Origin of the sequence: Corallococcus sp. CA049B (assembly GCF_003611685.1) — a bacterium.
In the GTDB taxonomy this organism is placed as follows: domain Bacteria; phylum Myxococcota; class Myxococcia; order Myxococcales; family Myxococcaceae; genus Corallococcus; species Corallococcus coralloides.
The window spans coordinates 18,321-41,522 of record NZ_RAWC01000026.1 but is presented as its reverse complement, the minus strand read 5'-3'; the positions used below and the strand labels follow the sequence as shown (position 1 = coordinate 41,522).

Genomic DNA, 23,202 nt, shown 5'->3' with positions numbered 1-23,202 from the left:
ACTGTATGGCTTTGTGAGGGCTTCCAGGGCCGTACCGCCTGAGGGGCTGGAGCCCCTTCTTGAGCATGTCCATGCACGAACGACGTGAGGCACTGATGGCCGAGGCCTATGCGAGTCAGCTCATCCAGGCACCCGCGGACGTGGTCTGGGACCGCGTGGGAGGCTTTGACAGCCTTCCGCGCTGGCACCCGGGCGTCGTCTCCAGCGAGCGGGTGACGCGCCCAGACTCCGGCCCCCTGCGCCGGTTCACCACGCGCGACGGCGAGGTGTACCTGGAGGCGCGGTTGGCGTACGACCCGAATGCGCGCAGCTACGCGTACGAGATGGTGGAGGGCCCGCTGCCCGTGCGCGACTTCGTGGCGAAGCTGCGGGTGACGCCGGTGACGGCGACCGGACAGACCTTCGTGGAGTGGCACGCGACCTTCCGGCTGGCGCCGGGGCACGAGGGCGAGGCGGCGGCGCTGAGCCAGTGGATCCGCGAGGAGTTCTTCGCGCGGGGCCTGCGGGGACTGGCGCACACCTTCCTGCCACCTCCGCCCCGGGTGCCGGCGCCGGAGCTGGAGTGGCGGCGTTGAGAGGCGCCTACAGCCGCTGGAGGAAGCGCAGCAGGTCGCGCTTCTGCGCGGGGCTGAGGGACTCCGGCGGCCCGCCCGGGAACTCGGGCGGGTGCACCGGCAGCGCGCCCACGGAAGGGATGCCCGGGAGGATGAAGCGGCTGTAGGTGTCCACCGTCTCCGCGAGCGTCGCGTGGCTGTTGTCGTGGAAGTACGGCGCGGTGCGGGCAATGCCTCGCAGGGACGGCACGTCGAAGGCCTCGAACTCCGCGGGGTCGCCGCTGATCAGCGCGCGGCCGGGGTCGGTGGAGTACCACTGCGCCGCGAGCGCGGGGCCCACGATGGGCGCGCCGTCCTCATCCAGGGCGGGGTTGATGTCATCCGGGTCGCCGCTCGCGGTGACGGGGATGGGCGGCAGGTCCGTGACGGCGTGCTGTCGCGTGCCGTCCGTGTAGAAGCGGAAGCGGTACTGGGGGAAGTCGACGGACGTGTTGAAGAGGGGCACGACGCCGCGCTGGCCCAGGTAGGTCATGTATGCGTAGCCGGCGTTGAGGAACTCGCTGTGGGGACGGGGCACGCGCACGGGTTGGGGCGGGGCGCCGGGCGTGACGGTGTACTGGATGTTGCCGTCGGGCTTGAGCGCGTAGAAGAGCGCGTCGTGCGTGTCGCGGTTCACGATGCGGTTGCGCGTGCGGTCGCCGTGGCAGGCCTCGCAGGCCAGGTCGTAGACGTCTCGGCCGCGCCGCTCGGATGCGTCGAGCAGGAGCAGGGCGTCCGGATCCGGGATGGCGCTCAGTGGCCAGCCGCGCTCCAGCAGCTCCGACACGAAGCGGGCGCGCGGGGAGCTGAACACGCTGCGCTCGAACGCGGCGATGCGCTGGAGCACGGCCGGCGCCACCGTGCCGCCCTCGCTGTGGCTGGTGACGGCGCTCTGGGCCTGGGTGACCAGGTCGGTTTCGCGGCCGTCGAACTGGAAGGGGCCGGAGAAGCCGGTGTCGGCGATGCTCGGCACGGCGCGCCAGACGGACACCTTGCGGTCCGGGGCGGTGATGACGTTCCCCCGCACGTCGATGACGTCCATGTTCGCGGGGAGGGGGAGCACCACGCGCACCAGGCCCTTCTTCAGGTGCTCGTAGGTGGGCACGGGGGCGGCCGGGTCATCCGCGTCGATGCGGTTGAACAGCGGATCCGCGGGGTTCTTCGCCCAGAGGGCCTGCACGTGCGCGGGCGTGAGCGCGGTGTCGTCCGCGAAGACGTGGCACGTCGCGCAGGAGCGCCCGTTGGTGCCCGGCAGGGCCTGCTGGAAGTGCTTCCTGCCGGCGGCCGCCTGGGCCACGGACGCCAGCTCCGCCTCGGACGTCGCGAGCGCGGCGGTGGTTTCCACGGGAGCCGCGGTGTCGGTGCAGCCCGCGAGCGCGGTGAGCGCGAAGGCGCCCAGCGCGCTCGCGATGAGTCGATGCCCTGCCATGTGTTCCCCTCCCGGTTGCTGCGACGGGAGGGGAACACCGCGCGCCCCGCTTCGTGTCACCGCCTCGAATGGTTCGACGCGGACGTTCCGCCGGCGTCCTGGCTCGGAACGGTGTGAATCCGCCTTCGCTCCAGGCACGCTTCCGCCACACCAGGAGCGAAGAGGACCATGGACATCATCCGCAATGACAAGCAGGGCGCGAAGGTGAAGCTGGAGCGCATCCCCACGACGCCTCCGAAGAAGGAGGACAAGGAGGCCGCCAGGGAGGAGTTCGCCGCGCTGGGCGAGGAGTTGTTCGATCTGCAGGACCTGCTGTGGGGCGCGAAGCTGAACTCCGTCCTCATCGTCCTGCAGGGACGCGACACCGCCGGCAAGGACGGCACCATCAAGCACGTGGTGGGCAGCCTCAATCCGCGCGGGGTGAGCGTCACCTCCTTCGGCGTACCCAGCACGGAGGAGCGGGAGCACGACTTCCTCTGGCGCGTGCACCTCAAGGCCCCCAGGCAGGGCGAGTTCTCCATCTTCAACCGCTCCCACTACGAGGACGTGCTCGTGGCGCGGGTGAACCACCTGGTGCCTGAGGCGCTCTGGAAGGTGCGCTACCAGCACATCCGCGACTTCGAGACCCTGCTCTCCGAGCACGGCACGATCGTCCTCAAGTTCTTCCTCCACATCAGCCAGGAGGAGCAGGAGCAGCGGCTGCTGGCGCGCGAGGAGGAGCCTCGCAAGGCGTGGAAGATCGCCGCGGGCGACTGGGAGGACCGCAAGCACTGGGCGGACTACACGCGCGCGTATGAAGACGTCTTCGCTCGCACGTCCACCCTGCAGGCGCCCTGGCACCTGGTGCCCTCGGACGCCAAGTGGTACCGCAACCTGGTGGTGGCCCGCGCCGTGGCGCAGGCCCTGCGTCCCCACCGTGAAGCCTGGCAGGCCCGGCTGGACGAAGTGGGCAAGCACAAGAAGGCGGAGCTTCGCGCCTGGCGCAAGAAGCGCTGACGCATGGCCTTTTGCGTCATCCATGACGCGAAGGGCCCATGCCGCGCGTGGGATGCGCTGACCCGGCCGTGACATGGGGATGGGACAACGCTCGCGGTCATCCGTCCCGGTGTGTCGCCGGGCGGTCACCGCTGGAGCCCTGTCCCCATGGAACGAACCGCGTCGACCTCGAGCAAGGACCTCATTGCCCGCACGCGTCCCTTCGCGGCCCAGGACACCGCGCGCTCGCTCTGGGCGCTCGGCTCCACCTACGCCGCGCTCGTGGGCGCGGTGGTGCTGGCGGTGGCCGCGCCCTGGTGGCCGCTGCGCATCGTGGGCGGCCTCATTGAAGCGCTGGTGCTCATCCGCTGCTTCATCCTCTTCCACGACGCGATGCACGGGGCGCTCCTGCCGAAGTCCCGGTGGGCCAAGGCGCTCTTCCAGGTGCAGGGGCTGCTCACGCTCACCCCGGCGCGCATCTGGAATGACACGCACAACCATCACCACGCCAACACCGCGCGCATCGCGGCGGACTCGGCGGGCACCTTCGTCACCTGGACCACGGACCAGTGGCGCAAGGCCACCGGCGCCGAGCGCCTGGGCTACGTGGTGGAGCGCCACCCGGTGACGCAGCTGTTCGGCTACTTCACCGCGTTCCTCTACAGCCTGTGCCTCCAGCCGTTCGTGAAGAACCCGAAGCGCTACTGGACGTCCGGGATCGCGTTCGGTGTGCACGTGGCCCTGTCCGCGGCCGTCTGGCATTTCTTCGGCCTGGGCGTCTACCTCACCGCCTTCGTGGGGCCGCTGTTCGCCGCGTACGCGCTGGGCACGTACCTGTTCTACGCGCAGCACAACTTCGACGACGTGGCCATCCTGCCGGAGGCGTCGTGGAACCACGCGGACGCGGCGCTGGAGGCCAGCAGCTACATGCGCTTCGGGCCGGTGATGGAGTGGTTCACGGGCAACATCGGCTACCACCACGTGCACCACCTCAACCCGCGCATCCCGTTCTACCGGCTGCCGGAGGCGATGGCGTCCATCCCGGAGCTCCAGGGGCCGCACGTCACCGCGCTCACGCTGAAGGACATCGTCGGGTGCCTGCGGCTGAACCTGTGGGATCCGTCGCTGAAGCGGATGGTCCGCTACCGCGACGCGCGGGTGGCGACGGGCACCTGAAGAAGCTCGGCGACGAGCCTCGGCCCGGCGGGTCCATTCGGGACCCGCCCGAGGAACCCACCGGGCCGGGGGCTCAAGGCTTCAAGAGCGTGTGCAGGACGTTGGCGTGTGCCTCCTCTTCGTCGAGGAGCTCCTCCAGGAGCCGCCGCGTGGTGGGGTCCCGCTCCGCGAAGTAGGGGATGAGGTCGCGGTACGACGCGATGGCGACGCGCTCCGCCTCCAGGTTCTCGCGCAGCAGCTCCACCAGCGTCCGCCCTTCGTCGTCCTGGGTGTCACCGCTGGACATGAGCCCTCCAAGGTTGAAGTCCGGCCTGCCGCCCAGCTGCTGGATGCGCTCGGCGAGCCTGATCGCGTGGTCCTGCTCGTCGCGTGCGTGCAGGCCGAACGCGGCCTTCATCGCCTGGTGGCAGGCGCCTCCGGCCAGCAGGGCATGGCGTGTGTAGCGCCGCACGCAGACGACCTTGGTCGCCAGCGCGGCGTTGAGCAGCGTGATGCGGACGCCCAGCTCCTCCGGGTCTGTCTCGGACGGCTGCGAGTGCGTGTCGGCCATGGCTTTGCCCCCGGGCGGCTGCGTGTCCGGAAGCTGGGGGGCCCGGGCACCGCCGTCCATCCCACCTGCCCCCGTGTGCCGGCGGCGCCGCGCCTGTCCGTCCCGCCCTTCGACGCCTGCCTCCACGCCGGGCGGCGGGCAGGGACGTTGTCCGCGAACATCCCTTGCGGCCTCCAGGGCGGAGGAGGGGGTTCGGGGTTAGTCTTCGCGAATGAGCTCGAGCCCATCCAGCCGGCCGTCCGTCGTCGTGGCGGAGCTGGGGCCCACGAACACCGGGAAGACCTTTCGCGCCATCGAACGGATGCTCGAGCACGACTCCGGCATCATCGGGTTGCCGCTCCGCCTGCTCGCCCGTGAGGTCTACGACCGGGTGACCGCGAAGGTGGGCGAAGGCCGGGTCGCGCTGATGACGGGCGAGGAGAAGCGCATCCCGCCCCGGCCCGACTACTGGATCTGCACCGTGGAGGCGATGCCGACCGACCGGGAGGTGGACTTCCTCGCGGTGGATGAGATCCAGCTCGCCGCGCACCGGGAGCGCGGGCACGTCTTCACGGACCGGCTGCTGCACGCGCGCGGGCGCAAGGAGACCTGGTTCCTGGGCGCGGACACCATGCGGCCCATGGTGCAGGCGCTGATCCCCCATGCGTCCCTGAAGCGCGCCACGCGCCTGTCGCAGCTGCGCTACGCCGGGCGCCGCTCGCTCAAGAGCCTGCCGCCGCGCTCGGCGGTGGTCGCGTTCTCCGCGGACCGCGTCTACGAGCTGGCCGAGTCGCTGCGCCGCCTGCGGGGTGGGGTGGCGGTGGTGCTGGGCGCGCTGTCGCCCCGGACGCGCAACGCGCAGGTGGCCATGTATCAGTCCGGCGAGGTCCAGTACCTCGTGGCCACGGATGCCATTGGCATGGGGTTGAACCTGGACCTCAACCACGTGGCCTTCGCGACGCTCTCCAAGTACGACGGCGCCGAACAGCGCGACCTGTATCCGGACGAGCTGGCGCAGATCGCCGGCCGCGCGGGGCGCCACCTCAACGACGGGAGCTTCGGCGCGCTGAACACGCTGCCGGAGCTGCCGCCGCGCATCGTCTCCGCCATCGAAACCCACCGCTTCCCGGCGGTGCGCAGCCTCATCTGGCGCAACTCCTCGCTGGACTTCGCAAGCCCGGAGGCGCTGCTGGACTCGCTGTCGCGGGCGCCGCGCGACAGCGCCTTCGTCCGGGTGGAGCGCGCGGACGACTTCGACGCGCTCAAGGGCCTGTCGGCGGTGCCCGCCATCCGCGAACTCACCACCGACAAGGCCTCCGTGGAGCTGTTGTGGCAGGTCTGCCAGGTCCCGGACTTCCGCAAGGGGCTCTTCGGGCAGCACGTCGCGCTGCTGCGCGAGACGTTCCTCCAGCTGACGGCCGGAGACGGGAAGCTGGACCCCACCTGGCTGGGCCGGCAGGTGTCACCGCTGGACGACGCCTCCGGAGACATCCACACGCTGATGGACCGGCTCGCGGCCATCCGCATCTGGACGTACATCAGTCATCGTCCGGGCTGGCTGAATGACGCGGAGGCCTGGCAGGAGCGCACGCGCCGCATCGAGGACGCGCTGGGGGATGCCCTGCATGAGCGGCTGGTGGAGCGCTTCGTCCAGCGGGCCGCGAGGAGGAGCGCGCGCCGCTTCGTGAGGGCCAGCGCGCTGCCACAGGCCGGTGCTTCGGACAGTCCGTTCGCCAAGCTGGGGCTGCTGCTGACGGAGGTGCCGGGCGGGGAAGGCGCGGTGATGACGGAGGAGCAGTTCGTCCAGCGCGTGGTGGACGCGACGCATGACGCCTTCGAGGTGGACGCCGCGGGGCGCATCTCCTTCGAGGCGCAGCCGCTGGCCCGGCTGGTGCGGGGGCGCGACCGGCGCTCGCCGCAGCTGGCGTTGGCGGAGCCGGAGGTGTGGACGGGAGGCGCGCGGCAGCGATTGGAGCGCCGGTTGGTGGCGCTGGCGAGGGACCTGGTCACGGAGGCCATGGGACGCTTCCCCGCGGAGTCCTTCACGGGGGCGAGCCGCTCACCGGCGACCCGAGCCGTGGCCTACCAGCTGGCGGAGGGGCTGGGCGTCATCTCGCAGGGAGAGGCGCGCGAGCAGTGGCGGCTCCTGGACGAGGAGTCGCGGGAGCGGCTGAAGGCGCAGGGCGTCCACGAGGGCCAGCGGTACCTCTACGTCACCCAGGCCCTGTCGCCCCAGGCGCTGGAGCGGCGGGCCATGTTGACGGCGCTGTTCCAGCAGGCGCCGTGTCCGCAGGGCATCCCCCAGGAGCCGGCGCTGAACGTGTCGGCGCTGGCCGGCCGGAGCGCGCGGTCCTTCGGCTACGAGGTCATCGGGCCGGTGGCGCTGCGCATCGACATCGTCGAGCGGCTGGGAGAGGGATTGCGCAATCCCCAGGGCGCGAAGCAGGTGCAAGCGCTCATGCAACAGCTGCGATTGGACGGCGGCGTCCGCGCGCAGGTGCTGCGGACGTTGGGCGGACAGCCCCAGGGCGCTGCCTCGAAGCGGCGGCGGCGCAGGAGGGGACGGAAGCCATCGGCGCCGGAGGCGGGTGGTGTCCGCGGTCGTGAGACGGCAGGGGCGGGCCGGCTCAACGATCGTCCGTGAAGCCCTGGGTCCTGCTCCGGTACCTCGCTTCGGCTGTCACGGCTCGTCGGACATGCCGGAGAGCTGTTCCAAGGCGAGCTCGCGGTAGTAGGGGACGACTTCGACCGCGAGCACGTCGCGCATCTGCTGGCGCGCGCTGTCAAAGTCACCTTGCCGCTGGAGGCTCCACATCCGATGCAGTGCGTCCGTCAGGCGGTTCGACCCCTCGGCGATGCGCCGTTCGGCCTCTTGCACCAAGGCCAGCGCCCCGGCGCTGGTGCTCAAAGCGGCATCGGCATCCGCGATGGAGACCTCCTCGGCGGTGCGAAGCATGAGGGTGCGCACCTCGTCACTCAGTGTCAGTGGCGCTCCCTCGCGAAGGACACGCAGTGCAAGGTCGCGGAACGGGCTCCAGTCGGGTGTGCTCATTCGGGTCTCACCGCCTGAGTCCGGTGGCACATCCCAGGATGTCATGAGGGGCGGACCCTACTGCGGCGAGGGGCCGGCCAGGGAGCAGGCCGGCGGCCCGGGAGGAGGGGAGGCGACGAATCCACGCGGGGCCTGCCCGGATTCGCCTATACGCTGGCCCCGTCTCCCTCCCATGCCGGTGGTCGTCCCATGAGCAGTGGTCGTGCCCTTTCGCCAGTCCTCCTCGTCGGTGCCGGAACGGGCGAAGCCACGTGCGGCATCCTCTACCTGGCGAGCTACCTGCGGCGCGGCGGGATTGAAGCCTTCGTGCGGCTGTGGGACGGGGACGAAAGCGCAGGAGAGGTGACGCAGTCCTTCGAGCGCCTCATCGCCCGCGTGCGCCCCAAGCTCATCGGCATCAGCCTGAAGTGGTTCCACCACGTGGACCGCGCGCTGCTGATCGCTCGGACCATCCGGAAGATCGACCCGTCCATCCGCATCGTCGTGGGCGGCAACTCCGCGTCGTACTGGTGGAAGGAGTTGAGCGGCTACGACTGCATCGACCACGTCATCCTGGGCGATGGAGAAGTCCCCCTCCTGGCGCTCTGCAACGGAGAGGAAGCCCCGCCCAACGTCGTGACGCGGACGCCGGACGGCCGTCCCCGCAGGCTGCCGCTGGCGTACGTGCAGCGCGCCACCAACACGCAGGACGTCTACTACTCGCACTTCAACGAGCTCTTCCTCAGCCAGATGGACGCGCACTCCTTCTCCGGCTGGGTCGCGCCCGGCAAGGGCTGCGGCGAGAACTGCCTCTACTGCGGCGGCGCACGAGGCAACCAGAAGGCGGACTTCGGGCGCGCGAAGCCGTTCCTGCGCGCCGAGGAGAACGTGCGCAGGGATCACCAGGAGATCGCCAGCCGGACCTGGCAGATGCGCTACGACTTCGCGGGCAGCACGGCGGAGTTCCTGGGGAGCACCTGGGCGGGCGTGGACCTGTCGCGCCACTGCTGCACGTACTTCCTCTGGGGCGTGCCGCGCGTGGAGCTGGTCGCGGCGCTGGCGCAGACCTTCCAGCGCATCTACATGGTCATCGACATCGGCTGCTTCTCCGAACAGCAGCGGATGGAGCAGATGTCCAAGGGCCTGCTCAAGCCCTGCGCGAAGGACCGCGAGCTGCTGGACGTCATCGAGTCCGTCCGCCGCCACCCCAACGTGGAGATCGAAATCTCCGGCATCGGCGGCCTCCCGTTCACGAACCGGGAGCGGCTCGCGGAGGAGCTGCGGTTGGTGGAGCGCATCATCGGCCTGGACTGCGTGGTGGGTTACCAGCGGCTGGAAGCGCAGCCCGGAGCGCTCGTCACGGAGCACCCCGCGCGCTTCGACATGGTGACGGAGGCGAAGACGTTCGCGGAGTTCCTCGACTACTTCGAGCAGCGCGAACCCGGTGACGTGTCCGTGCCGATGATCCGCTTCAAGGACAAGGAGCTGGAGGCCGCGGTGCAGCGCAACTCGGACCGGGTGGACGAACTGGCCTGGAAGCACCGGGACGCGAGGAAGCGCGTCGAGCTCCACGGCCGCACGCGGCTCAAGAACACCGCGCCCTCGACGGAGCGCTTCACGTTGGGGGACTGGCTGGGCAGCCACCGGGCGCCCGCGAAGCTGGCGAAGGAGCCGGTGACGGTCCTGCGCTCGGTGGACGGCATCACCCTGAGCTGCGCCCCGTCCGTCAGCCCGCGAAAGTTCACCGACCCCACGCTGACCCAGGGCGAGGACGGCGCCATCCTCCTCGCCGCCCTGGCCGCCTTCAATCAACCCACCACCGTCTCCAGCGCGGTGTCACACCTGGGCACCAAGGCCAGGCTGGATCCGCACTCCGCCCGCGAGGTCATCGACCACCTGGTGGACGGGCGCTTCCTCCAGCCGGCGTAGCCGCGGATGCTTCATGGGCCTTGGGTTTTGAGCTCTCGGCGGACGCACGCGGTGGTTGCCCCGTGGGCGGAGTCATCGGCCTCGCGAGCGGCACCTGCTGTCCGGTGACCCGGGCCACTTCCTCCGGCTCCGGCCCCCGGTTCCAGTACCCCTCGCGAGCCACCACGTGCTCGCCCACGGGCTGCGTCTGACGCATCAGCTCCTGGACCCGTGACTCCGGAAGGAGATGCGAGCCCACGTCGGGCTGCACGAAGTTGTCCGCGCTCATGAACGTCCAGCTCAGCCCGGTGCTCATGCCCGGCGGCGCGAGGGGCTGCCAGCCAACGAAGCCATTTCCCCACCGCCAGTCCACCCAGGCAGGGGCCCACTCACTGTCGGGCCACCACAACCAGCCTTCCGACGGCGTGGTGAACCACCGGCCGTAGTGGAAGGGCGCCCAGCCCCACTCCGAGTCGCTCTCGAAGGTCCATCCCCAATCGCTGGAAGCCCACCGGCCGGCGGTGGAATACGGGACGAAGCCCGCACCCACCTCCTCGGGGTTCGGCTTCCAGACCCAGCCGACGTCCGGCAGGTTCATCCAGTTGCCGTAGGGCGCCAGCGCCTCCCGGAACTGGGACATGGGGTTGTTCAGGGGCGTCGAACTCGACGTCACCTGCGGCCCGAAATCTTCCGGGCCCATCACGCAGCCTCCGGCTGCCAGGATGGCAAGGACAGGGGTGCCGGTCCGAAGCCAGCGCACCCGGGGATGCCAGGAGCCCATGTCCGGTTCCTTTCGTGGGGGTCTCTGCCCTGCAAGGTGAGGACGCCTTCACGCAACTTCACGAGCCGTGAACGTGCAGGCGGCGTATGAACGCCTGAACGGAGGCTCCAATGGCAAACGCCAAGGCCATGCTCGGAAGCATGCTGGGCCGTTTTCTCTTCACCGAAGCGAAGGTGACCCAGGTGCGCGAAGTCTCGCGCGCCTTCCGACAGATTGACTGTGAAGGACCCGCGCTGCGCGGGCAGGGCTGGACCCCCGGCGACAAGGTGCAGGTGTTCCTGCCCGGGCTGGGCATGCGCACGTACACGCCGCTGTCCTGGGACGAAGCGCGCGGCGCCACGGCCTTCCTGGTGTACCTGCATGGCGACAGCCCGGGAGCGAAGTGGGGCCGCGATGTGCGAACCGGAGACGCCGTGCAGTTCTTCGGCCCCCGGCGCTCGGTGGCGCTGGAGTCCGGCGGCGCGCCGGTGGTGCTCTTCGGAGACGAGACGTCCTTCGCGGTGGCGCACGCGTTCCGCACCGGAGCGAAGCGCGACGTCACCCCCATCTTCGAGGTGAGCCGCCGCGAGGACTGTGCGCCCGCGCTGCGCGAGCTGGGCTTCGAAGGCCAGGACGTGGAGCGCACGGCAGGCGACGCGCACCTCACGCAGGTCCACGAACGGCTGCGCGAAGCCCTGCGCGCGACACCCGGCGCGACGCTGGTGATGACGGGCCGGGCGCAGTCCATCCAGGCCCTGCGCTCGCGGCTGCGCGGCGACGGTGAGCGCGCCACGCCGAAGGTGAAGGCCTACTGGGCCGTGGGCAAGACGGGGCTCGACTGATTCAGGCCGGAGCGAACTGGAGGCCGCGCAGGAAGTCGTCGCGGTCCCGGGTGACTCCCGCGGGACGGCGCTTGGACTTCTGCTTGAGGAAGCGCGAGGCGTCCTGGCGGCGGTAGCAGGTGAGCAGCCGGTCCTCGTCATTGAGGATGAGGATCCACCCGCGCGCCTGACGCGCCAGGGACGAGTCCCGCAGCGCCACCGGCAGGTCGCGCTCGTGCACGGTGAGGTGGGTGGCACCACACGCCCGGGCGGGTGTGCCGAACTCGAGGATGAACGCGATGACCTCCTCGCGCAGCCTCCAGCGGGCACACTGCTCGACGAAGAGGCGGGTGAGGGAGAACACGGACGACGCGGGGCTCTGGCGCATGGCGGGCAATCTCCTTGCGCGCTTCCCAATACACACCGCGTTCCAACGTCCCATTCACGCGATTCCGCGCACTTGCGCGGAGGCTCCAAGGGCCCCGAAAGACATTCCGTCAATCCCGCCCGCGGCCCGTGTCACCCAGGCACAGCCCGCGACAAGGGCTTGCGAATTGACGCTTCAGGCGTCAAGTTGACGCCGGAGGTGTCAATTGGCCCGGCGAGGCGGCAAGGCAGCGGCAAAGCGTGACGAGGACGCCCTCTACGACGTCATCCTGTTCGTGCGCCCGCTGCACCGGTATCTGCTGAAGGCGGTGGAGGAGCAGCTCGACGGCACCGGGGTGACGGTGGGCATGCGGGCGGTGTTGGATCGGCTGTTCGCGCACGGGCCGCAGACGGTGCCGCAGCTGTCGCGGGGCATGGAGCTGGGGCGCCAGTTCGTCCTGCGGCTGGTGAACACCGGGCGCGAGGCGGGGCTCCTGGACCCCCTCCCCAACCCGGCGCATCGCCGCTCCTCGCTCTTCACCCTGACGTCCCAGGGCCGGGCGGTCATCGAAGGCATCCGGGCGCGCGAGGCCGTGAAGCTGCGCGAGGTGGCGGCGGAGCTGGACCGCGAGGACATCGACGCCTGCGTGCGCGTGCTGTCCCTGATGGCGGACCGCTTCCGGCCCAGCACCGGGCCCATGGATTACGGCGGAGACCCCTGAACCGCGACGCATGAACAAGGAGGAGGCCATGTCGGAAGCACATCGGATCGAGCGACGCCAGGTGGAGGTGAACGGCCGTCCCGCCACCGTGTACGTCGGAGGAGACGGTCCTCCGCTGCTGCTCATCCATGGCGGATGGGGGAGCGCTCCCGGACACTGGTCTCGCGCGTGGGAGCAGCTCGCGGAGCACTACCGCGTGGTGGCGCCGGAGCTGCCGGGGTTCGTGGAGGGGGAGGCGCTCGGGTCCTACGAAGCCTATGGCCAGTGGTCGGTGGCGCTGCTGGACGCGCTGGACATCCAGGCTGCGTGGTGCGTGGGCAACTCGTTCGGCGGCAGCGTGGCGTGGGTCGTCGGGAGCGAGCACCCGGAGCGCTGTCTGGGCGTCATCATCGTCAACGGGCTGCCACCGCCCGCGCCGCCCCCGGCCTGGATGATCCGGTTGGGCCGCTGGCGCCCGGCGCGTGCGCTGATGCTCGGGCTGTACCGGCGCGTGGCCTTCACCCAGGGCATGCTCGACCGGGCCTTCGTCGCGAAGGGAGCCGCGGACGTGCCGGCCTTCCTCGCGCCGCTCTTCCGTGAACGCATGCCGAGGCCCGCGGAGATCGTCTTCGAGGTCATGGGGTCGAGCCGGGAGTTCGCGGCGCCGCGCGGGCCCGTGTTGCTGCTCTGGGGTCAGCAGGACCGCGGACCGGGGTCGAGTGAGGCGTCCGCGCGGAAGTTCCATGCACGGCTCCCGGGCAGCCAGCTGGTGTTCGTGCCCCGCGCGGGGCATCTTCCCCAATGGGAGAATCCCGCCCGGTTCGTCCAGGAGCTGGTGGCCTTCACGCAGGCCGCCGTCCCCCACGCCGCGTGATGGGCCCGCCCACTCCCAGGGTCGGGTCCGTTCTGAAGAAAACCTTCACAGGCCATGCGGCTTTTTGAAAGGCTCCGGGAGGGCAGGCCCGGGGCAGCATCGCCCCTCCGGCCTCGTGACGCAGCGTGGGCTGGAAGACCTCTGGCCGAAGGGATGGACGGGGCACGATGAATCTTCGCTCGAAGGCACTGGGAGCCGTGCTGGGCGCGGGGGCGGCGGGGCTGTCGCTGTCGCTCCTCATCAGCGCGGGATGCGCGGGCCGCGCGGCGCATCCGGGCGGGGTACCTCCGCCCGCGAATCCACGGACGCTCCGGCCGCCAGAGGCCTTCGCGGGCATTGGCGACAAGAAGGAGCGCTCGCGGGCGCTGTTCCTGGAGGCGAGCCGGGTGATGCTGCATCCCCGCTGCGTCAACTGCCACCCCGTGGGCGACAGCCCCCTGCAGGGGGAGAACAGCCAGGTCCATGATCCGCCGGTGGTCCGCGGCCCCGAGGACCAGGGCGTGCCCGGCCTGGAGTGCACCTCCTGTCACCAGGACCGCAACGCGCAGCTGGCGCGGGTCCCCGGCGCGCCCAAGTGGCACCTGGCGCCCAAGGTGATGTTCTGGGAGGGGCGCACGCCGCGCTCGCTGTGCGAGCAGCTGAAGGACCCGGCGCGCAACGGCGGCAAGAGCCTGGCGGAATTGATTGAGCACTCGGCGCATGACGAGCTGGTGGGCTGGGGCTGGAAGCCCGGGGCGGACCGGGTTCCGGCGCCGGGGACGCAGGCGGAGTTCGGGGCCCTGGTGGCCGCGTGGGTGAAGGACGGCGCGGAGTGCCCGCGCGAGGAGAGCCAACCGTGAGCATCCGACTGCGAGTGAATGGGACCGAGCACGAGCTCGACGTGGATCCGGAGATGCCGCTGCTCTGGGCGCTGCGCGACGTGCTGACGCTGACGGGCACGAAGTACGGCTGCGGCCAAGCGCTCTGCGGCGCGTGCGTGGTGCAAATCGACGGCGCGGCGGTGCGCTCGTGCGTGACGCCGGTGCGCCGCGCGGAGGGCCGCGAGGTGATGACGATTGAAGGCCTGTCGCCGGACGGCTCGCACCCGCTGCAGAAGGCGTGGGTGGACCTGGCGGTGCCGCAGTGTGGCTTCTGTCAGGCGGGGCAGATCATGACGGCGGCGGCGCTGCTGGCGAAGAAGCCGAAGCCCACCGACGCGGAGATCGATCAATCGCTGGCGGGCAACCTCTGCCGCTGCGGGACGTACACGCGCATCCGCACCGCCGTGAAGAAGGCGGCGGGACTGCCGACGGAGTGAGGGCCACCACCATGCAAGACACGCGCATCCGTCTGTCGCGCCGCTCCGTGCTCGAAGGAATGGGACTCGTGGCCGCGGGCCTGGGGTTGGAGGTGTTCCTGCCCGCGAGGGCGCACGCCGCGCCCATGCCCACGTCGCTGCCGGAGGTGCCCTCGGGGGGCCTGAGGGCCAACGTCTTCGTGCACGTGGCGCCGGACGGCGTGGTGACCATCGTCTGCCACCGCTCGGAGATGGGGCAGGGCGTGCGCAGCTCGCTGCCGGTGCTCATCGCGGACGAGCTGGGCGCGGACATGGCCCACGTGAAGGTGGTCCAGGGCGACGGCGACGAGGCCTACGGCGACCAGAACACGGACGGCTCCAGCAGCGTGCGGAAGATCTTCGACGACCTGCGCTACGCGGGCGCGACGGCGCGCACGATGCTGGTGGCGGTGGCGGCGAAGCGCTGGAAGGTGGCGCCCGCGGAGTGCGAGGCGCGCGACCACGCCGTGTTCCACAAGGGCACGCAGCGGACGCTGAAGTTCGGCGAGCTGGCCGGTGACGCGGCGAAGCTGAAGGTGCCCAGGAAGGACGCGGTGACGCTGCGTCCGCGCAGCGAGCTCAAGCACCTGGGCAAGGAGCTGCCGCTCCTGGACGGGCCGGACATCGTGACGGGCCGGGCGGTGTTCGGCGCGGACGTCGTGTTGCCGGGGATGCGCACGGCGGTCATCGCGCGTCCGCCCGTGGCGGGGGGCAAGGTGGCCCGCTACGACGCGGCGAAGACGCTGGCGGTGCCGGGCGTGCGGCAGGTGGTGGAGCTGCCGGCGGCGACGAAGCCCTTCCTGTTCCAGCCGCTGGGCGGGCTGGCGGTGGTGGCCGATAACACCTGGGCGGCGATGAAGGGCCGCGCGGTGCTGGACGTGACGTGGGAGGGCGGGGAGAACGTCGTCTACGACTCGGCGGCGTACCGCGAGCAGCTGCTGGAGGTGATTGGCAAGCCGGGCAAGGTGGTGCGCAACGTCGGCGACGCGCCAGGAGCGCTGGCGAAGGCGGCGAAGCGGGTGCAGGCCACGTACAACACGCCGCACCTGGCGCACGCGCCCATGGAGCCGCCCGCGGCGGTGGCCAGGGTGGAGAACGGCACCTGCGAGGTGTGGGCCACGACGCAGAATCCGCAGGCGGCGCGCAGCGAGGTGGCGAAGGCGCTGGGGCTCGACCCGTCGAAGGTGATGGTGCACGTGACGCTGCTGGGCGGCGGGTTCGGCCGCAAGTCGAAGCCGGACTACGTGGTGGAGGCCGCGCTGGTGGCGAAGGCGGTGGGCGCGCCGGTGCGCCTGCAGTGGACGCGCGAGGACGACGTGCGCCACGACTACTACCACTCCACGAGCGCGCAGCGGCTGGAGGCCGGCCTGGACGCGAACGGCAAGGTGGTGGCGTGGCATCAGCGCATCGCGTTCCCGCCCATTGGCTCCACGTTCTCCGACGCGACGTTCGCGGGGGACGGAGAGATGGGGCAGGGCATCGTGGACCTGCCGCTGGCCATCCCGGACGTGCGGATGGAGAACTGCGAGGCGCGGGCGCACACGCGCATCGGCTGGCTGCGGTCCGTGGCGAACATCTACCACGCGTTCGCGGTGCAGAGCTTCATCGACGAGCTGGCGCACGAGCGCGGCACGGATCCGCGTGACACGTTGTTGGAGGTGCTGGGGCCGTCGCGCATCGTGACGCCCAAGGATCTGGGCGTGGCGAAGATTCCGAACTACGGCCAGTCCATTGAAGAGCACCCGGTGGACACGGCGCGGCTGCGCAGGGTGATTGAGCGGGTGACGGGCCTGTCGCGCTGGGACGAGCGCAAGCAGCAGGGCAGGGCGCTGGGCCTTGCGGCGCACCGCAGTTTCCTGACGTACGTGGCGGTGGTGGTGTCGGTGGTGAAGGACGCGGACGAGCGCATCCGGGTGGACGAGGCGTGGATCGTCGCGGACGCGGGCACCATCGTGAACATGGAGCGCGTGCGGGCGCAGATGGAGGGCGCGGTGGTGTTCGGCCTGAGCCTGGGGCTCTACGGCGCCATCACGATGAAGGACGGCGCCGTGGTGGAGAGCAACTTCCGCGACTACCGCCTGGCGCGCATCGCGGAGACGCCGAAGCGCATCCACGTGGACATCATCCCCAGCGACGGCCGCCCCGGAGGCGTGGGAGAGCCTGGAGTGCCCCCCGTGGCCCCGGCCCTGGCCAACGCGGTGTTCGCGCTCACGGGAACGCGTGTGCGCGAGCTACCGTTGGTGAAGACCGTGAAGGTGTAGGCGGAAGCCTCGCCGTCACGGCACCCACAGGGCGCCATCCGACAGGGGGGCTTCCGCGCCGCCGCCCCCCATCCCTCCCCAGATGAAGAGGGCGTTGCCCGTCCACACGCCCACGTGCCCGGACCGTGCGGAAGGGGCGCCTTCAGTGCGCAGCGGCGCCCACGTGTCCGTCTCCGGGTCGTAGGCTGCGCCGTCCGAGCAGGCGCCGCCGCCGGAGCCGCACTTCGGCGACGCGCCACCCCAGATGACCATCTTCGAGCCGGTCCACACCGCGGAGTGCCCGGTGCGAGGTGAGGGCGCGCCCCTGGCGGAGACGGGTGACCACTTCCGGTCCACCGGATCGAACGTGGCGCCCTGCTCGCAATAGACCGGCGGGCCCTGCGTGTCGCCGCCGCAGCCGATCCCGCCCCAGATGATCATCTTCGCGCCGGTCCACACAGCCGTGTGCGCCCAGCGGCCCTTGGGTGCCCCTTCGGTCGGCATCGCCAGCCAGTGGCCCTCGAAGGGGCCGTAGCTCGAGCCGTCCGCCAGGGCCACGTCCACGGTGCCACCGCCGCCGTTTCCGCCCCAATAGAGCACCTCGCCGCTGAGCTCACCGGTCCACACCGCGGAGTGGTAGCGGCGCCCCACAGGGGCCTCGACGAGGTTCAGGGTCGTCCAGAGGCCCGCATCGACGTGGTAGCGGGCCCCGTCCCCGAACACGCGCCCCTGCTGGAGATCCTGGCCCCCCCACACCACCATCACCTCACCGGTCCAGGTGGCCGTGTGTCCCCCGCGCGGAGAGGGCGCGTCCTGGGACGTGATGGCGCTCCAGGTGTCGGTGGCCGGGTCATAGGTCGCGCCGTCGCCGCAGGGGCCCAGGGGGCTCCCACAGCCGAGTCCACCCCAGACGATCATCTTCTCGCCGGTCCACACCGCCGAGTGCAGGGTGCGCGCGGACGGTGCCCCCTGGGTCGACAGGGGCGTCCAGGTCTTCGCCTCCAGGTTGAACCGGGCCCCGCCACCGCAGACGCCGTTGACGGTGCAGCCGCCCAGCCCACCCCAGAGAAGGACATTCTGGCCATCGAAGACACTCGCCACCTGGAGCCCCGTGGCCAGGGGCGCGCCCGAGGGCAGGGGCGTCCAGGTGCCCTGCTCTGGGCCCTCCGTCCCGGTCTGCTTCCGCGGACTCGAACAGCAGACCAGCGACAGGAGGGCCAGGCTCGACATCAGGCGCATCCGAAACGGCTTCGCGGCGTCACGCTCCGAATGCGCCATCTGTCATTTCCTTCCAGCTACCAGGGGCGAGGGCTGCCGCAGGTGTACCCCGGGCCGTTGATGAAGCGAGACGCGGCGCGGGCATTGGCATCCGAAGCGGCAGTCTGCCTCACGCTCAGCGGAATCCACCATTGGGATTGATCCGCCACATCGCAGAGGAACTCCACCTGCACCTGGTTGGGCGAGTGGAACCGGCTGGCGGTGCCATTGTTCTCCCACATGGCGCCAAAGACATACTTGGAGATGCCGTGGAAGTAGAAGTAGTCGCAGCCGTTGATGGTGCACGCGCCCTGCGGGCCGGGGCGGTGGCCGCCGGTGTTGCCGTTGTCGAAGTTGTACTTGTCGAAGTAGGCGTGCCAGCCCTCGTGCATGTAGTCACCCGCGCGAGAGCCCGGGTTGGAGTTGCTGACGGTCGGGTTGTAGAGGGGGCACGCGGTCTCCACGCGGTCCGTGTCCCACGGCCAGAAGCGGGGCGTGAAGGTCCCGAAGACGTCCGTGCGGTCGGTGATGCTGTGGTAGAGGCTGTCGTGGAAGTTGCTGCTGCGCGCCTCCGCCGTCGCCCGGTAGTCCTCGGTGCCGTGGAAGGACTGGTTCCAGTCATCCTCCATGCCGTACGTCAGCAGGTAGGACGCGTTCCAGTGCTTGGGGAACTCCAGGTTGACGTTGCAGGCGGCATTCCAGCCGCGGTTGCTCCAGTCTCCGGAGCGCAGGCCGTAGGCCTTGTACTGCCAGAGGAAGAAGTCCTGCCAGCAGCCGTGGGTGTTCCAGAGGTCCCGGTCCGCCTGGCTCGCGGCCGTCTGGGTGCAGACGGCGCCGGCTTCGGTGGCCAGACCGAAGGCCAGGACGGACGACATCAGGGCAATGCCTTGCTTGAGATTCATGGGCGTTCTCGCTCCTCAGGTCGTGAGGGAAGGTCAGAACTTCGGAGGGGTCACGTCGAAGGTGTTGGGCTTCTCCTCGGGCGGGCGCGGGTCCTTGCGCACGGGATCCGGCGCCTGCACTTCCGGGTGGGCCTTCAGGTAGGCGGTGAGCTTGCGGTTGAAGGCATCCGCGCCTTCGCCGGTGACGCGCCGGACGCGGTCCAGGTACATCCGCTCCTCCTTGCGGACGAACGGCTCCAATGCCTTGCGAGCCTCCAGCGAGTCTCCGCGGTTCCAGAGGTACGCGCTGATGGCCTCCGCGCGGACGATGACGGAGGAGTGGTTGCCGGCCTGGTACGTCACCTCGCGGTCGAACTCCTCGTTGCGCAGATACGCGACGCCCGCGATGGCCTTGGCCTGCAGGCGCGCCAACTGGGCCTCTTCCTGGAGCTCGCCTTCGATGACGGTGCCCTTGGTGGGCAGGGGCCTGTGGACGAACTCCACGAGGAACTTCGCGCCGTCGTAGGTCCGCATCTCTCCCAGCAGGCCCAGGCCGACGAGCGCGCGGCTGGTGTCGCCGGACTCGTGGGCCGCGAGGATCTCCTCCATGAAGGCCTGGACGAGCTCCGGCTGCTTCGCGGCGGAGGCCAGCGCCCGGCGCGCGGTGCTCTGCTCTTCCACCACGGACTCACCGGCCCAGGTGATGAAGGCATTGACGCTCTTGCGAGCATCCGCCGCGTTCATCTTCGGAGGCGAGTGCAGGGGCCGGCCCGCGATGACGCGGCTGGGAGGAATGTTCGACGGATTTTCCGAAGTGGGCTTGTCCTGCGCGACGGCCACGGAGCCGGACATCAGCCCCAGGGTCACGACCAAAGTGCCCGCGCGCGAGAGGACTCGCCTGGTGTTGCGCTGCATGGTGTTGCCTCCATTCACAGACGTGAAGGAGGTGCCCGCCAAAGGGGCTCCCCCTGCCACGACGCGCCGCTACCGCCGCGACCCGTGGCTGGGCTGACCCACTTCAATCGCCGTACCAGCCCGTTGAGGCAAGGAAGGCCGGAGGCGTCCGGAGGCCGCTTCTCCCTCGGGAAACAGGGCAAAGGAGCGCAGGAGAGACTCCGTGCAGCGTCTCCCGGTTGTTGCTTCAGGAGCGACAGGCAGTGTTGTTCTTGTTGCTTGGTAGGCACCCGGCGAACATCAATCGGACATTGAGCTACGATGCACCCAGGCTCGACGCCTTCTTGAAGTTCTTCCGGGAGTCCCCAGGCCGTATTGAGGATGTGCCCCAATACTACCTAGTCACTTCGGGAGCTTCCCGAGGGAGATTTCCCTCGGAGAATCGACAGGGCATCGAGGGAGGTGACCACGTAGTAATAGCCCCGGGTCATGCTGCTCAAGTTCTTCGACGCCCTTTGAGGCAGACGCTACCTGCTGCTATTTCTTGAACGTTGGAGCTGGGCCGACGGTTCTAGGGAAATTTAAGGGTGACCAAGATTTCCCGAGCAGCTCCGCTTCCGTGGGACTTAGTTTTTCGAAAACGCTTTCAATCTGACTTACGTAAGCATCGAAAAACGACCAGCGCACCACCTCAATACGAAAGATGCTTCCTAGCCAATAGAGCACATCGCCCAACGGGACAGTGTCTCCGCTTGGCGTTGGAACCAATTGGCCATCCATGGCGAGTGCATGGCGCACATCCCACTGGGTGTAGTCAATTGGCTTGACAACGTCTTCGTCGGCTGTGGGATCGTAATACGACTCAAACATGTTTCCGTCGAAAATAGTAAGCAAAAAAACAGCCGTCCCTCGTTCGTCCGCAAGAAGTCGGTGTGGGCTCAGCATTGCGTAAATACTAGAGAGTGCCGACATGAGGCCGTCTCGCACGATTGCGCGTGCATTTTCCGCCAAGTCCTTCCCCAGGAAAGCCGCAAAGTTGATTGCAGTGCGTTTATGCGAGAAGAACAAGAGGCTTTGCAGTGCCTTGAGAAGAGACTTGTGCCTCTCTCGGTTGTCTGATACGGGAAATGTCTTTAGTGTATCAGCGTGTTTGGGGTATTTTGTCGCGTCTTCAGTGAAGAACACCCAGGGCTTGTTTGCACTTCGCTTGCACGAAATGCGGAGTTCGATTCGTCGCTCATTTATTAGTTTGTAGGCGAGGATGTCTAGCTCTCGCTCTGATTCCAGCGAGTTGTTGTAGTATGTGACCGAATGGAATGTTATCCAGCCGCGCTTCTGGAGTGCATGGCCAACACGCTGTTCCAATGGGTATCCGCTCAATGCGATTGCCTTTTTTACCTGCGACAGAAGTTCTGGGGATGTCATAGGGCTCTCTTGGTGGCTAAGTGGGTTTGGGTTCTAAGATGCCATGGGGTTACTGGGAATGCATCTGCGGCGGATGCGTTGTGACTCCCACCGCTGGTCCATTTCCGGCCCCTTCCTGATCCTCCAGCACGAAGTCCATCCCCTGGACGCGTGGCTGGCGCGATGCGCGCTGCTGGTGGCGCTGGCGTTCCCGGTGATTTCCCTCGCGACGAGCTACCTCTCCGACGAGTGGCGCCTCTGGTTCCTAGTGCTGGCCATGGGAGTCCTGGCCGCGCACTACCTGATGTCCCGGTGGTGGGTGCTGCTGAGCCTGGAGACGAGCACGCTGTGGTGTCACACGGGCTACTGGGGCCTTCGGCGGAGAGCCGCAGTCACTGGAGCCATTTTCGTCCGTGGCGCTCTACGTGCGCGACAAGGGCTCCACGGCGGGCCCCTTCAGCCCGAAGGTCTACCTCGTGACGTTGATGGGGAACTCGGTCGCCGTCGTCCTTTCCCACATCGATAACCGGGAGGAGGCGCTGGGGCTGGCGCAGGCGGTCTCCAAGCTCCTCGGGCTGAGCCTCCGCGTGGAAGGCGGGCAGAGCCGCTCGGTGAGCATACGCATGGAGGAAGCGCCGCTGACGGAGGAGTGCCTTCCAACCTGCCCTATGGCAGCGGCACTCAGTTCCGGCAGGGCGCCCTGGGGCTGACGCTGGAACTGCCGCCCTGTGGATGGCGTCCCACCTACGCGGCGCAGGGAGCCTTCGCGGTCCTCGTCGCGGTAGGCGGGCCCGTCTTCTTGCTGAGGCAGTTGCGTCAGATCCTCGGCCCGCAGGCCGCCTCCTCGCAGGTGATGGTGATTGCGAGCTCCCTCTTCATCGCCTGCGGTGCCTTCTTCTTGTGGTGGGTCGCCAGGGAGGCCACCAGCCGGTGGTCCATCAACGCCTCTTCCCGAGGCATCGAGGCGACGCGGTATGGACCCTGGAGGCCCCGGAAGGTCCTGCGGCTGCCCAGGTCACGCATCCAGGACATCGACGTGCGCGACGCGCGGACGCATGTCTCCCGGGGCCGAGGCATCGTCATCGAGCACGACAAGGGCAGCGAACTGCTGGGCATGAACCTGTCGCAGGAGGAACTCGACTGGGCAGGGACCGCGGTGCGCCGCGCCCTGGCGACCCGTCCGAACCTCGACTCGCGTCGGCAGGAGCACATCACCGCCAGGCTTTGAGCCTGGACTCACCGGAATGCAACTTTGCTGCGGCTGTGCCATGCGCTGGGATGGGAGCTGGCTTCCACCACGGGAATCCTGCATGAGGCCCAGCGAATGACATCGCCCAGCACCTCCTGTTTGAGATTCGCCGTACAGGCAACGATGACGGCCGCGGGATCGTAGCGGTCGAGGCGGCTGAGGAACCCAGCCCGTTCATTCAGGCCGTAATACAAGGTCCGCCAGGTGGTGTCCCTCAGGCTCTGAGCCTCATCGTTCTTATAGAGGCTTTGTCGGTGGAACTCGTAGAGGGAGGCTTGAAACTGGACCGGATTGCAAATCAGCAGCTCATAGTGATCCGGCGGCAATCCAAGTCGCTGATGGTCATGGAGCAGCGAGACGATGTGAGTAGAGATGTTCCTTCCGGTCGTTTTCTGCGCAGGGGCAATGGGCGTGAATGCGGACGTGTATTCATGCCTGTGCGGTGACTCGATGATCAGCACAATCTGTTTGTGCTCTGCAGCGTGGTCATCCGCCCGCACATCTCCTGCGAATTGATCGCCGTTGATGGGAACAGCGGAGCCACGCAAAAGGGGCGATGGCACCGAGAACCGTGCGGTTGGACTGTCGGTCAGGTCGAGCACATACCGGACCACGTCAGGTACTCGCGTGCACTCAAGATAGAGCCCGAACACAACAGGGCGGCCGTCGACGATCCTGCACTGGACCTGGGTTTCTGGCAGGTTCGTCTGGAGAAGGTTCCAGGGCTTTTCGGTGTTCTCCGTCACGGGCAGGACAAATGTCATGGACTCAAGCCTTCTCTGATGAGTTCGGGCCCAAC

The 23,202-nt window shown here is 68.9% G+C and carries 23 protein-coding genes; 13 read left to right on the top strand and 10 right to left on the bottom strand.

Annotated elements, in window-relative coordinates; genetic code table 11:
* Window positions 1-71 precede the first annotated feature (71 nt).
* Window positions 72-575 (top strand): SRPBCC family protein, encoded by a 504-nt coding sequence (locus tag D7W82_RS08885; RefSeq protein ID WP_158617616.1) that lies wholly within the window; start codon window positions 72-74, stop codon window positions 573-575.
* 7 nt (window positions 576-582) lie between these two features.
* On the opposite strand, the gene D7W82_RS08880 is transcribed toward D7W82_RS08885, so the two are convergent.
* Window positions 583-2,022 carry a cytochrome c peroxidase gene (locus D7W82_RS08880; protein WP_120617923.1) on the bottom strand — a complete coding sequence of 480 codons (1,440 nt, stop codon included), beginning with the start codon at window positions 2,020-2,022 and terminating at the stop codon, window positions 583-585.
* Window positions 2,023-2,190: 168 nt separating this feature from the next.
* On the opposite strand from D7W82_RS08880, the gene D7W82_RS08875 reads away from it, so the two are divergent.
* Window positions 2,191-3,018: a PPK2 family polyphosphate kinase gene (locus D7W82_RS08875; RefSeq protein ID WP_120617922.1), complete on the top strand. Its 828-nt coding sequence runs from the start codon at window positions 2,191-2,193 to the stop codon at window positions 3,016-3,018.
* Window positions 3,019-3,165: 147 nt separating this feature from the next.
* Window positions 3,166-4,173, top strand: a complete 1,008-nt coding sequence (locus tag D7W82_RS08870) for a fatty acid desaturase (RefSeq protein ID WP_120617921.1) — start codon at window positions 3,166-3,168, stop codon at window positions 4,171-4,173.
* Window positions 4,174-4,246: 73 nt separating this feature from the next.
* On the opposite strand, the gene D7W82_RS08865 is transcribed toward D7W82_RS08870, so the two are convergent.
* Window positions 4,247-4,723, bottom strand: coding sequence for a bacterioferritin (locus D7W82_RS08865; RefSeq protein ID WP_158617615.1), 477 nt, complete (start codon window positions 4,721-4,723; stop codon window positions 4,247-4,249).
* Between the two features lie 211 nt (window positions 4,724-4,934).
* Between D7W82_RS08865 and D7W82_RS08860 the strand changes: the two genes are divergently transcribed.
* Window positions 4,935-7,346: a helicase-related protein gene (locus D7W82_RS08860; protein ID WP_120617919.1), complete on the top strand. Its 2,412-nt coding sequence runs from the start codon at window positions 4,935-4,937 to the stop codon at window positions 7,344-7,346.
* A 36-nt stretch (window positions 7,347-7,382) separates the two neighbouring features.
* On the opposite strand, the gene D7W82_RS08855 is transcribed toward D7W82_RS08860, so the two are convergent.
* The gene (locus tag D7W82_RS08855) at window positions 7,383-7,754 is read right to left on the bottom strand and encodes a DUSAM domain-containing protein (protein WP_120617918.1); all 372 of its coding nucleotides are present in this window, start codon (window positions 7,752-7,754) and stop codon (window positions 7,383-7,385) included.
* A 189-nt stretch (window positions 7,755-7,943) separates the two neighbouring features.
* On the opposite strand from D7W82_RS08855, the gene D7W82_RS08850 reads away from it, so the two are divergent.
* On the top strand, window positions 7,944-9,662 hold the full coding sequence (locus D7W82_RS08850) for a radical SAM protein (RefSeq protein WP_120617917.1): 1,719 nt from the start codon (window positions 7,944-7,946) through the stop codon (window positions 9,660-9,662).
* Here D7W82_RS08850 and D7W82_RS08845 read toward each other — a convergent pair.
* The gene (locus D7W82_RS08845) at window positions 9,619-10,341 is read right to left on the bottom strand and encodes a DUF6600 domain-containing protein (protein ID WP_233587388.1); all 723 of its coding nucleotides are present in this window, start codon (window positions 10,339-10,341) and stop codon (window positions 9,619-9,621) included. The genes D7W82_RS08850 and D7W82_RS08845 overlap by 44 nt on opposite strands.
* 191 nt (window positions 10,342-10,532) lie before the next feature.
* On the opposite strand from D7W82_RS08845, the gene D7W82_RS08840 reads away from it, so the two are divergent.
* Window positions 10,533-11,243, top strand: coding sequence for a siderophore-interacting protein (locus D7W82_RS08840; protein WP_120617915.1), 711 nt, complete (start codon window positions 10,533-10,535; stop codon window positions 11,241-11,243).
* 1 nt (window position 11,244) lies between these two features.
* Here D7W82_RS08840 and D7W82_RS08835 read toward each other — a convergent pair whose 3' ends face one another.
* Window positions 11,245-11,610: a hypothetical protein gene (locus D7W82_RS08835; RefSeq protein WP_014396503.1), complete on the bottom strand. Its 366-nt coding sequence runs from the start codon at window positions 11,608-11,610 to the stop codon at window positions 11,245-11,247.
* Between the two features lie 205 nt (window positions 11,611-11,815).
* Between D7W82_RS08835 and D7W82_RS08830 the strand changes: the two genes are divergently transcribed.
* From D7W82_RS08830 to D7W82_RS08810, 5 genes are all read left to right on the top strand, one after another.
* Complete coding sequence (locus D7W82_RS08830; protein WP_120617914.1) at window positions 11,816-12,310, top strand: MarR family winged helix-turn-helix transcriptional regulator; 495 nt, start codon at window positions 11,816-11,818, stop codon at window positions 12,308-12,310.
* Window positions 12,311-12,338: 28 nt separating this feature from the next.
* Window positions 12,339-13,163 carry an alpha/beta fold hydrolase gene (locus tag D7W82_RS08825; RefSeq protein ID WP_158617614.1) on the top strand — a complete coding sequence of 275 codons (825 nt, stop codon included), beginning with the start codon at window positions 12,339-12,341 and terminating at the stop codon, window positions 13,161-13,163.
* Between the two features lie 167 nt (window positions 13,164-13,330).
* Window positions 13,331-14,002 carry an Isoquinoline 1-oxidoreductase subunit gene (locus tag D7W82_RS08820; protein WP_120617912.1) on the top strand — a complete coding sequence of 224 codons (672 nt, stop codon included), beginning with the start codon at window positions 13,331-13,333 and terminating at the stop codon, window positions 14,000-14,002.
* Window positions 13,999-14,460 (top strand): (2Fe-2S)-binding protein, encoded by a 462-nt coding sequence (locus tag D7W82_RS08815; RefSeq protein WP_120617911.1) that lies wholly within the window; start codon window positions 13,999-14,001, stop codon window positions 14,458-14,460. Before D7W82_RS08820 ends, D7W82_RS08815 begins: the two co-directional genes overlap by 4 nt.
* Window positions 14,461-14,471: 11 nt before the next feature.
* Entirely contained in the window at window positions 14,472-16,739 is a 2,268-nt protein-coding gene (locus D7W82_RS08810) for a molybdopterin cofactor-binding domain-containing protein (protein WP_120617910.1), read from the top strand.
* Window positions 16,740-16,754: 15 nt separating this feature from the next.
* Here the strand turns inward: D7W82_RS08810 and D7W82_RS08805 are convergent, their stop codons facing one another.
* The 4 genes from D7W82_RS08805 to D7W82_RS40010 all read right to left on the bottom strand — a co-directional run bounded on the left by D7W82_RS08805 (window position 16,755) and on the right by D7W82_RS40010 (window position 21,175).
* Window positions 16,755-17,948, bottom strand: a complete 1,194-nt coding sequence (locus tag D7W82_RS08805; protein ID WP_158617613.1) for a hypothetical protein — start codon at window positions 17,946-17,948, stop codon at window positions 16,755-16,757.
* Between the two features lie 65 nt (window positions 17,949-18,013).
* On the bottom strand, window positions 18,014-18,877 hold the full coding sequence (locus D7W82_RS08800; RefSeq protein WP_120617908.1) for a hypothetical protein: 864 nt from the start codon (window positions 18,875-18,877) through the stop codon (window positions 18,014-18,016).
* A 33-nt stretch (window positions 18,878-18,910) separates the two neighbouring features.
* Window positions 18,911-19,771, bottom strand: coding sequence for a hypothetical protein (locus tag D7W82_RS08795; RefSeq protein WP_147439268.1), 861 nt, complete (start codon window positions 19,769-19,771; stop codon window positions 18,911-18,913).
* A 516-nt stretch (window positions 19,772-20,287) separates the two neighbouring features.
* Entirely contained in the window at window positions 20,288-21,175 is an 888-nt protein-coding gene (locus tag D7W82_RS40010) for a hypothetical protein (protein WP_147439267.1), read from the bottom strand.
* A 392-nt stretch (window positions 21,176-21,567) separates the two neighbouring features.
* On the opposite strand from D7W82_RS40010, the gene D7W82_RS08790 reads away from it, so the two are divergent.
* Both D7W82_RS08790 and D7W82_RS08785 read left to right on the top strand, forming a co-directional pair.
* Entirely contained in the window at window positions 21,568-21,864 is a 297-nt protein-coding gene (locus tag D7W82_RS08790) for a hypothetical protein (protein ID WP_120617906.1), read from the top strand.
* Window positions 21,804-22,382, top strand: a complete 579-nt coding sequence (locus tag D7W82_RS08785) for a hypothetical protein (protein ID WP_120617905.1) — start codon at window positions 21,804-21,806, stop codon at window positions 22,380-22,382. Before D7W82_RS08790 ends, D7W82_RS08785 begins: the two co-directional genes overlap by 61 nt.
* A gap of 8 nt (window positions 22,383-22,390) precedes the next feature.
* Here D7W82_RS08785 and D7W82_RS08780 read toward each other — a convergent pair whose 3' ends face one another.
* Window positions 22,391-23,167 (bottom strand): hypothetical protein, encoded by a 777-nt coding sequence (locus tag D7W82_RS08780; protein ID WP_120617904.1) that lies wholly within the window; start codon window positions 23,165-23,167, stop codon window positions 22,391-22,393.
* Window positions 23,168-23,202 lie beyond the last annotated feature (35 nt).

Coding starts and splice junctions, on each gene's coding strand:
- D7W82_RS08810 (WP_120617910.1), top strand. CDS start 14,472: ATGCAAGACACGCGCATCCGTCTGTCGCGCCGCTCCGTGCTCGAAGGA.
- D7W82_RS40010 (WP_147439267.1), bottom strand. CDS start 21,175: ATGACATCCCCAGAACTTCTGTCGCAGGTAAAAAAGGCAATCGCATTG.
- D7W82_RS08880 (WP_120617923.1), bottom strand. CDS start 2,022: ATGGCAGGGCATCGACTCATCGCGAGCGCGCTGGGCGCCTTCGCGCTC.
- D7W82_RS08850 (WP_120617917.1), top strand. CDS start 7,944: ATGAGCAGTGGTCGTGCCCTTTCGCCAGTCCTCCTCGTCGGTGCCGGA.
- D7W82_RS08795 (WP_147439268.1), bottom strand. CDS start 19,771: ATGCAGCGCAACACCAGGCGAGTCCTCTCGCGCGCGGGCACTTTGGTC.
- D7W82_RS08805 (WP_158617613.1), bottom strand. CDS start 17,948: ATGTCGAGCCTGGCCCTCCTGTCGCTGGTCTGCTGTTCGAGTCCGCGG.
- D7W82_RS08860 (WP_120617919.1), top strand. CDS start 4,935: ATGAGCTCGAGCCCATCCAGCCGGCCGTCCGTCGTCGTGGCGGAGCTG.
- D7W82_RS08780 (WP_120617904.1), bottom strand. CDS start 23,167: ATGACATTTGTCCTGCCCGTGACGGAGAACACCGAAAAGCCCTGGAAC.
- D7W82_RS08865 (WP_158617615.1), bottom strand. CDS start 4,723: ATGGCCGACACGCACTCGCAGCCGTCCGAGACAGACCCGGAGGAGCTG.
- D7W82_RS08835 (WP_014396503.1), bottom strand. CDS start 11,610: ATGCGCCAGAGCCCCGCGTCGTCCGTGTTCTCCCTCACCCGCCTCTTC.
- D7W82_RS08820 (WP_120617912.1), top strand. CDS start 13,331: ATGAATCTTCGCTCGAAGGCACTGGGAGCCGTGCTGGGCGCGGGGGCG.
- D7W82_RS08800 (WP_120617908.1), bottom strand. CDS start 18,877: ATGAATCTCAAGCAAGGCATTGCCCTGATGTCGTCCGTCCTGGCCTTC.
- D7W82_RS08875 (WP_120617922.1), top strand. CDS start 2,191: ATGGACATCATCCGCAATGACAAGCAGGGCGCGAAGGTGAAGCTGGAG.
- D7W82_RS08870 (WP_120617921.1), top strand. CDS start 3,166: ATGGAACGAACCGCGTCGACCTCGAGCAAGGACCTCATTGCCCGCACG.
- D7W82_RS08840 (WP_120617915.1), top strand. CDS start 10,533: ATGGCAAACGCCAAGGCCATGCTCGGAAGCATGCTGGGCCGTTTTCTC.
- D7W82_RS08845 (WP_233587388.1), bottom strand. CDS start 10,341: ATGGGCCCGGAAGATTTCGGGCCGCAGGTGACGTCGAGTTCGACGCCC.
- D7W82_RS08825 (WP_158617614.1), top strand. CDS start 12,339: ATGTCGGAAGCACATCGGATCGAGCGACGCCAGGTGGAGGTGAACGGC.
- D7W82_RS08885 (WP_158617616.1), top strand. CDS start 72: ATGCACGAACGACGTGAGGCACTGATGGCCGAGGCCTATGCGAGTCAG.
- D7W82_RS08855 (WP_120617918.1), bottom strand. CDS start 7,754: ATGAGCACACCCGACTGGAGCCCGTTCCGCGACCTTGCACTGCGTGTC.